This is a genomic window from Agromyces humi (assembly GCF_009720255.1).
In the GTDB taxonomy this organism is placed as follows: domain Bacteria; phylum Actinomycetota; class Actinomycetes; order Actinomycetales; family Microbacteriaceae; genus Agromyces; species Agromyces humi.
Map to the genome: position 1 here is coordinate 1 of NZ_WJSP02000624.1, position 1,412 is coordinate 1,412.

2 protein-coding genes are annotated in these 1,412 nt (G+C 72.4%); both read left to right on the top strand.

The features are described from left to right. Positions 1-141 precede the first annotated feature (141 nt). The gene (locus GH736_RS22975) at positions 142-813 is read left to right on the top strand and encodes a response regulator (protein ID WP_159607338.1); all 672 of its coding nucleotides are present in this window, start codon (positions 142-144) and stop codon (positions 811-813) included. A 143-nt stretch (positions 814-956) separates the two neighbouring features. Beyond that, complete coding sequence (locus tag GH736_RS22980) at positions 957-1,316, top strand: hypothetical protein (RefSeq protein ID WP_159607340.1); 360 nt, start codon at positions 957-959, stop codon at positions 1,314-1,316. The last annotated feature ends 96 nt before the right edge of the window (positions 1,317-1,412 follow it).

Here is a 1,412-nt window from a genome sequence, read left to right on the forward strand (position 1 = left end):
TGCGCACCGTGGTCGACGTGCGGCTCGCGGACTACGACGAGGTGCGGGGCGTGCCGAGCACGGAGACCTCCCGGGCGGCGGCTATCGTGTGCTCGCGACCCTGCCGCTCGGGGGGGACGTCGGGGCGGACGGAGGAACGGCGTGACGATCTCGGTGCTCATCGCCGACGACCAGGCGATGGTGCGCGCCGGCTTCGCGGCCGTCCTCGCCGCGCAGCCGGGGATCGAGGTCGTCGGCCAGGCCGCCGATGGTGTGGAAGCCGTCTCCCTCGCGCGCGAGCTGCGCCCCGACGTCGTCGTGATGGACGTGCGGATGCCGCAGCTGAACGGCATCGAGGCGACGCGTGCGCTGCAGACGCCGCCACGCAGCAGCGACTACGTGCCACGCGTGCTCATGCTGACCACGTTCGACATCGACGAGTACGTGTACGAGGCGCTCCGGGCCGGCGCGAGCGGGTTCCTGCTCAAGGACGCCACGCCCGAGGAGCTCGTGGCCGGCGTGCGGATCGTCGCGGGCGGCGACGCGCTGCTCGCGCCCAGCGTGACCCGTCGGCTGATCGAGGACTTCGCCCGCTCGGCGCCGGCACCCAAGTCCTCGGGCAACCGGCTCGCCGAGCTCACCGAGCGCGAGCGCGAGGTGCTCACGCTCGTGGGTCGCGGCATGTCGAACTCCGAGATCGCGTCGGCGCTGTTCATCGCCGAGCAGACGGTGAAGACGCACGTGTCGAAGATCCTCCAGAAGCTCGGCCTGCGCGACCGGGTGCACGCCGTGGTGCTCGCGTACGACACCGGCCTCGTGCAGCCGGGCGCGTAACGCTCGCACCGCCGAGGCCGAGCTCGCCGCCGCGGCCCCTACCCCGGTAGGGGTGCGAACGGCTCCGCCGGGTGATGCCCTCCCCGCCACCGCGTTCCTAACCTGCCCCGCGAGGGCGGACGGGCCGCCCGGGATGGGGCACCATGACCGACACGATGGAGCGCCGCGCTGCGGCATCCGCCCAGCCTGCGGCATCCGCTGCACCGGACGCGCCGCGCACTCGGGTCGCCCGCGACCCGAGCGTCGACGCGATCCGCATCGTGCTGCTCGTGGCGGTGTTCCTGCTGCACGCGATGATGTGCGGCGTCAGCGTGGGCGCGGCCGGGCCGGTGCTCGAGAACGCGCTCGAGGGGCAGGTCTGGTTCGGCCCGGTGAGCTGGGTCGTGCAGATCATGCCCCTGTTCTTCATCGCGGGCGGGTTCTCGAGCTTCCACCACTGGCGGTCGATGCGAGCGCGTGGGGCGACACCCTCCGAGTACATTTCACCGTCTCGAGCGCCTTGAAGAACGCCTGCCCGAGCGCGCCGTCGTGCGCGTCCTCGACCGCGTGGTTGTTGTCGGACACCTGCCAGAGGACGGTGTTGTCCTCGCGCCGGAAGG